Below are 5,964 nucleotides of genomic sequence, written 5' to 3'. Positions count from 1 at the left end.
CCGGCGCCCCCGCCAGCGTGCCCTATCCGGCGGGCGCATACCCCGTCGCGACGCCGCCGCGCGGACTCCTGCCCTGGGCGCTGGGACTGCTGATCTTCATCCCCTTCCCGTTCGTCGGCGGCCTGGCCTCGGGAATCGCCATGGCTGTGAGCGGCGGAGCCTCCCGTCGCTTCGGTGGGGTGGCCCGCGAGAATGCCCGGGTGGCGCTGAACTGGGGGCTCACCTACCTGCTCGTGTCGACAGGACTCCTCATCACGCATTTCGTGGTCCTCTTCACGCTGACGTCGGACTCGCCGTCCAGCGGGTTCTATCCGATCGGCATCCCGATCACGCTCTACTTCGCGGTCTCGGTGCTCCACGTCGTCCTCGTGATCATCGGCATGGTCAAGGCCTCGGCAGGCAAGGCCATGCGGGTGCCGTTCGCGATCCCGTACCTTCGCGACTGATGGCCGACATCACCGTCGACCTGCCCACCGGCCCCGTGACCGTCTCGGCCGACTGGGCCGGCGGTGCCGGAGGGGCGACCGTGATCATCGCGCACGGCGCAGGGACGGGCAAGGACCATCCCTTCCTGACCGGCTTCTCGGATGCGCTCGTCGACCTCGGGTTCTCGACGCTCCGCTTCAACTTCCCCTACGTCGAGCAGGGCCGGCGGATGCCCGGGCCGGCGACGCACGCGACGGCGACCTGGCGCTCGGTCGTCGCGTACGCGCGGGAGCAGGATCCGGGCGCGACGATCTGGGCCACCGGCAAGTCCTACGGCGGTCGGATGGCATCCATGGCCGTGGCGGAGGGGCTCGTCGTCGACGGCCTCGCGTATCTCGGCTACCCGTTGCACGCCCCGGGGAAGCCCGAGAAGCCGAGATCCGAGCATCTTCCGGCGATCACCGTCCCGCAGCTGTTCATCGAGGGGACGAACGATCCCTTCATCCAACCGGTGTCGCAGTTCGAGGAGGTCGTCGAGACCTGCCGGAACGCACGGGTCGTCTGGATCGAGGGTGGAGGGCACACCTTCGAGGTCAAGGGCCGCAAGCGGTCGGCCTCCGAGATCGGCGCATCGCTGGCGCCGTTCGTCGCGGAGTTCGCCCGGCCCGCTCAGGGGTGAATGGGGCTGTGGCGAAAGGGCTTCATCACGTCGAGATCTGGGTGCCCGATCTCGACGAGGCCGTGGACAGCTGGGGGTGGCTGTTCACCTCGCTGGGGTTCGAGCTCACCGCCGAGTGGGCTCGTGGTCGCTCCTGGGATGCGGGCAGCTCGTACGTCACTCTCACGACCTCGCCGAACCTGTCCGCCGCCGAGCACGATCGCCGTCGAGCGGGCATGAACCACCTGGCGTTCTGGGGTGGCCGGCGCGCGGAGGTCGATGCGCTGATGGCCGCTGCTGCGGTGCACGGATGGAATCCGCTGTACGCGGAGCGCTACCCGCATGCCGGTGGTCCCGATCACTACGCCGGATGGCTCGAGAACGACCAGGGCTTCAAGGTCGAGATCGTCGCTGACTCGCGAGCCTGACCGTTCATCCGAGAGACGAGAGCTCGTCGGCGTCCAACAGTCGCCGCATGGTGGAGCGACCGAGGGCGCTCATCGCGGGGTTCGAGTTCTGGTAGTACCAGATCAGGCCCATCGCCTGCTGAAGCGCCCACGCCGCGCCTCGGCGCCACTCGACGTCTCTCGATCCCAGGCCGTCGCGGATGATCCGTCGCCTCGGGGCATCGAAGAGATGCCAGGCAGCGACCAGGTCGAGCGACCGATCCGCGGGGCCGAAACCTCCGCCGTCGAGGACGCCGACCAGACGGTCGTCCGAGACGAGCAGGTTGAACGGCGTGAGGTCCCGATGGCTCATCACGGCGGGCTCGTCGGCACCGATGGTGCGCAGCGCATCCCGGAGTCGTCGGACGCGGGCGGCGTCGAGCAGATGTCCGCTGCGTTCTATGCACAGCGATACCCAGTCGTCGTGGTCACTGAGGATGCCGCCACGGCCACGTCCGTCGAACACCCGACCGCGCACGTCCACCGATCGCAGAGACGAGATCAACTCGGTGATGTCGCCCGCCAGAGCAGTGGATGACATGTGGTCGTCATGGGCCGCCGTGTCGCCAGGCACCCAGGTCTGCACGGACCAGGCCGACGGGTACTCCGGCGTCGCGGGGCTGGTTCCGAATGGTCGTGGCGACGCCACGGGGCAGACATCTGCGAGCTCCGACATCGCGGCGGACTCGGTCGCCAGCGCCTCCTCGGTCTCCCCGACGAGCGGGAACCGCGCCACGAGAGCGTCGCCGATACGGACGATCGTGTTCACGGTCCCCGTCGTGGGAACACGCTGCAGAGGGAGGCCCGCGAGCTCGGGAAATCGCTGCGCGATCAGCCGCGCAGCGGTCGCCGTGGTGAGCTCGAGTTCACCCTCATGCATGCAGTGCGGTCAGCCCTGCACCCGTGCGATCCAGGCCTCGACCTCGTCGGCCGTGCGCGGGATGCCCGCCGAGAGGTTGACCGGACCGTCCTCCGTCATGAGGATGTCGTCCTCGATGCGCACCCCGATGCCGCGATACTCCGCGGGCACCGTGAGGTCGTCGATCTGGAAGTACAGTCCGGGCTCGATCGTGAAGACCATGCCGGGAGCCAGGATGCCGTCGTAGTACATCTCACGGCGAGCCTGTGCGCAGTCGTGCACGTCGATGCCGAGGTGGTGCGAGGTGCCGTGCACCATGTAGCGACGGTGCTGGCCGCCGGCATCCGCGTCGAGGGCCTCCTCGGCGGTCACCGGCAGCAGACCCCACTCGGCGACGCGGGCGGCGATGACCCGCATCGCGGCCTCGTGCACCTCGCGGAAGCGCACGCCGACCCGCGCCGCGGCGAACGCCGCATCCGCTGCCTCGCGCACCGTCTCGTAGACGCGACGCTGCACCTCGGTGAAGGTTCCCGAGACCGGCAGGGTGCGGGTGATGTCCGCCGTGTAGTAGCTGTCGGCCTCGACGCCGGCGTCCACGAGGATCAGGTCGCCCGGGACGACCGTGCCGTCGTTCCGGGTCCAGTGCAGATAGCACGCGTGCGGTCCGGAGGCCGCGATCGTGTCGTAGCCCTCGCCGTTCCCGTCTTCGCGCGCGCGGCGGTGGAACACGCCCTCGACGACGCGCTCGCCGCGTGCGTGGGCGACGGCATCGGGGAGCGAGCGGATGACGTCGTCGAAGCCCTGCGCCGTGATGTCGACGGCGCGGCGCATCTCGGCGATCTCGAAGTCGTCCTTCACGAGGCGCAGCTCCGAGACGAAGCGGGTCAGGTCGTCGTCCTCGTCGAGCACGAGCTCGCCGTCGACAGGGGCGAAGCGGTGGAGGTGATCGGTGGCGACCGCGAGATCGGCGGCGACGCCCGCGAGAGACGGGCGCGGACCGATCCAGAACTCGCCGACCGTGGCATCCGCGTAGAACTCCGTGGTCGTGCGGTCTGCGCGCTCACGGAAGTACAGGGTGACGTCGTGGCCGTCGGCCGTGGGGTCGAACACGAGCACCGAGTCGGGCTCGGAGTCGGATGCCCAGCCGGTGAGGTGCGCGAACGCCGAGTGCGCCCGGAAGACATAGTCGGTGTCGTTGCTGCGCTGCTTCAGCGAGCCGGCGGGGATCACGAGACGCTTTCCGGGGAATGCCGCCGAGACGGCCGCGCGCCGCTCGGCGGCGAACGGCGCCTGCGTCCGAGGCGCGGGGAGGGTCTCCTCCCGCTCGGCCCAGCCGGTGGAGATCGTGTCGAGGAAGCCCTGGGGGAAGGGCTGCTTGCGGTTCGTGGTGGTGCTCTCGGCGGGGGCCTCGACGACGGGTTCTGCGATCGTGTCGCGTTCTGCGGTGCTCATCCCTCCAGTCTGTCACCTGAGCGATGTGCGCGCGGGGTCAGCCCGTCGGCTCGAGCTGGACGATCAGCCCGCGATGATCGCTGCCGCCGGCATCGTCGATCACGACGGACCCGGTCGGCGTCCAGTTCGGGGATGCCATGACGTGGTCGATCGGCGTGCTGAGCAGCGTCGGCAGAGAACTGGGCCACGTGCCGCTGTAGCCGTTCCCTGTTCGCGAGGCGACGTCGCGGCAGTAGCCCATGTCGCCACCGTCGACGCCGAGGCCCGCCATGTGATCGACCGTCGCGTTGAAGTCTCCCGCCAGCACGAAGTCGCCCTCGGGGCACTGATCCGCGATCCAGCGAAGGTCGCTGCTCCACTGGGCCATGTCCTCGACCCGCGGAGCGACGGCGTGCACGGCGACGATGGTCGGACCGGAGCCGTCGACGGGCATCAGCACGGCGCTCGGAACCGATCCCGTGTTGTTCGATCCGTTCTCCGAGGACTCGATCACCGAGTACTCGCCGAGATCGGGCGACACGAGAACCGTCGTGTGCCACGACTTCGGGCCGTCGACGACGTCAGGCTGGAACTGCACGTGATGCACCCACATCGGGTGCCCCTGCTCACGGAGCATCACCGCGATCTCCTCGCCGACCGCCTCGGTGGTCTCGGGAAGAGCCACGATGTCGGCTCCCTGATCGAGGATCTGCTGCGCGATCTGAGGTGCGGAGACGTTGTCGCCCGCCGTGTTCCAGGACAGCACGCGCAGGCTGGTCTCGGTGGCGGCGGGCAGCGATCCGGAGCCGAATCCGCGCAGCATCCCGATCACGCCGGTGGCGCCGGCGCCGAGGAGCGCCACGATGAGCACCGACGCCGCGAATCCGCGCAGCGGCCGGGCGAACAGGAGCAGCATCGCGAGCACGGCGACCACGAGGAATGCCGCGAGGACCACACCGCGAGCGGCGACGATCTGCGCGAACGGGTACGTCTGCTCCAGATGGAAGAACTGCGGCCACACGACGATCGCCGTGGCGATCGCGAGCAGCACGGTGAAGAGAATCCCCAGGAGTCGAAGCATCCCCTTCAGCCTAGAAGCCCTCGCTGTGAAGACCCTGCCTCGGCACGGCGCGCGCGCCGGGCGCGTCCGGGCGTGGGTACTCTCGAAGGATGGCCGTCGCTCGATCCCACCCGTTCGCAGGACCGTCCGACCTGCACCTGCACTCCAATCACTCGGACGGCACCGAGACACCGGCCGAGGTCGTGCGCCAGGCCCAGGCGCACGGGGTGCGCACGCTCGCTCTCACTGACCACGACCGCACCACGGGATGGCAGGAGGCCGCGCAGCAGACCGCGGCGCTGGGGATGACGTTCATCCCGGGTATGGAGCTCTCCGCCAAGCACGAGTGGCGGAGCGTTCACGTGCTCGGGTACCTCTTCGATCCGCTCGACGAATCACTGCGGGCCGAGACGGAGCGGATCCGGGGTGATCGCATCGGTCGGGCGGAGCGCATCGTGCGCAGCATCGGCCGCGACTACGACCTCGTGTGGGACGACGTGGTCGCGCAGACGACGCCTGATGCGACCGTGGGGCGCCCTCACATCGCCGATGCTCTGGTGGCGCGGGGTATCGTCCGTGATCGTACGGAGGCGTTCGACGGCATCCTGCACCCGCGCGAGGGGTACTACGAGCCGCACTACGCGCCCGACCCGCTCACCGCAGTACGGCTGATCACCGACGCCGGGGGAGTGGCGGTCATCGCCCATCCGGTGACCGCGGGGCGTGATCGCATGATGCCGGTGCCGTTCATCGAGAGGCTCATCGCGGCGGGCCTCGGCGGGTTCGAGATCGACCACCGCGAGAACACCGAAGCAGGCAAGCGGGCGCTGCACGCGCTGGCGGCCGAGCACGACCTGATCGTCACGGGGTCGAGCGACTATCACGGCGCCGGAAAGCCCAACCTGCCGGGTGAGAACACCACGGCGGATGGGATGGTCGCACGACTGATCGAGCGCGCGACGGGTTCGACGCCCACGTACGCCTGAAGACCGGAAAGGGGCGGATGCCGCCGCAGCAGCATCCGCCCCTTTCACGGCGTTGTCAGATCGTCGCTGAGGTCAGGCTCCGGTGACCGGAGCGGCAC

7 protein-coding genes are annotated in these 5,964 nt (G+C 69.3%); 4 read left to right on the top strand and 3 right to left on the bottom strand.

Annotation, left to right across the window (positions count from 1 at the left end):
- From RTM68_RS16230 to RTM68_RS16220, 3 genes are all read left to right on the top strand, one after another.
- Positions 1 to 446: DUF4870 domain-containing protein (locus RTM68_RS16230; protein ID WP_312172893.1), on the top strand; the 446-nt coding region annotated here is incomplete at its 5' end.
- The gene (locus RTM68_RS16225) at positions 446 to 1,105 is read left to right on the top strand and encodes an alpha/beta family hydrolase (RefSeq protein ID WP_312172890.1); all 660 of its coding nucleotides are present in this window, start codon (positions 446 to 448) and stop codon (positions 1,103 to 1,105) included. The genes RTM68_RS16230 and RTM68_RS16225, both read left to right, overlap by 1 nt.
- An 8-nt stretch (positions 1,106 to 1,113) precedes the next feature.
- Entirely contained in the window at positions 1,114 to 1,512 is a 399-nt protein-coding gene (locus RTM68_RS16220) for a VOC family protein (protein ID WP_312172888.1), read from the top strand.
- Between the two features lie 4 nt (positions 1,513 to 1,516).
- Here RTM68_RS16220 and RTM68_RS16215 read toward each other — a convergent pair whose 3' ends face one another.
- The 3 genes from RTM68_RS16215 to RTM68_RS16205 are packed head-to-tail and all read right to left on the bottom strand — an operon-like array spanning position 1,517 to position 4,901.
- A complete protein-coding gene (locus RTM68_RS16215; RefSeq protein ID WP_312172887.1) occupies positions 1,517 to 2,410 on the bottom strand; it encodes a phosphotransferase in 894 nt (297 codons plus the stop codon).
- Positions 2,411 to 2,419: 9 nt separating this feature from the next.
- Positions 2,420 to 3,841, bottom strand: a complete 1,422-nt coding sequence (locus tag RTM68_RS16210; RefSeq protein WP_312172885.1) for an aminopeptidase P family protein — start codon at positions 3,839 to 3,841, stop codon at positions 2,420 to 2,422.
- Positions 3,842 to 3,878: 37 nt separating this feature from the next.
- Positions 3,879 to 4,901, bottom strand: coding sequence for an endonuclease/exonuclease/phosphatase family protein (locus RTM68_RS16205; protein WP_312172882.1), 1,023 nt, complete (start codon positions 4,899 to 4,901; stop codon positions 3,879 to 3,881).
- Positions 4,902 to 4,990: 89 nt separating this feature from the next.
- Here RTM68_RS16205 and RTM68_RS16200 point away from each other — a divergent pair, with 89 nt between their 5' ends.
- Positions 4,991 to 5,866 (top strand): PHP domain-containing protein, encoded by an 876-nt coding sequence (locus RTM68_RS16200; protein WP_312172879.1) that lies wholly within the window; start codon positions 4,991 to 4,993, stop codon positions 5,864 to 5,866.
- Positions 5,867 to 5,964: the final 98 nt, after the last annotated feature.

Origin of the sequence: Microbacterium sp. (assembly GCF_031988965.1) — a bacterium.
GTDB lineage: Bacteria > Actinomycetota > Actinomycetes > Actinomycetales > Microbacteriaceae > Microbacterium.
Note: the sequence above shows the minus strand (reverse complement) of the source record. Positions and strands in the feature narration are given on the sequence as shown.

What these genes read in the sequence shown, in the direction of transcription:
- RTM68_RS16225 (WP_312172890.1), top strand. Translation starts at nt 446, where the DNA reads ATGGCCGACATCACCGTCGACCTGCCCACCGGCCCCGTGACCGTCTCG.
- RTM68_RS16200 (WP_312172879.1), top strand. Translation starts at nt 4,991, where the DNA reads ATGGCCGTCGCTCGATCCCACCCGTTCGCAGGACCGTCCGACCTGCAC.
- RTM68_RS16215 (WP_312172887.1), bottom strand. Translation starts at nt 2,410, where the DNA reads ATGCATGAGGGTGAACTCGAGCTCACCACGGCGACCGCTGCGCGGCTG.
- RTM68_RS16210 (WP_312172885.1), bottom strand. Translation starts at nt 3,841, where the DNA reads ATGAGCACCGCAGAACGCGACACGATCGCAGAACCCGTCGTCGAGGCC.
- RTM68_RS16205 (WP_312172882.1), bottom strand. Translation starts at nt 4,901, where the DNA reads ATGCTTCGACTCCTGGGGATTCTCTTCACCGTGCTGCTCGCGATCGCC.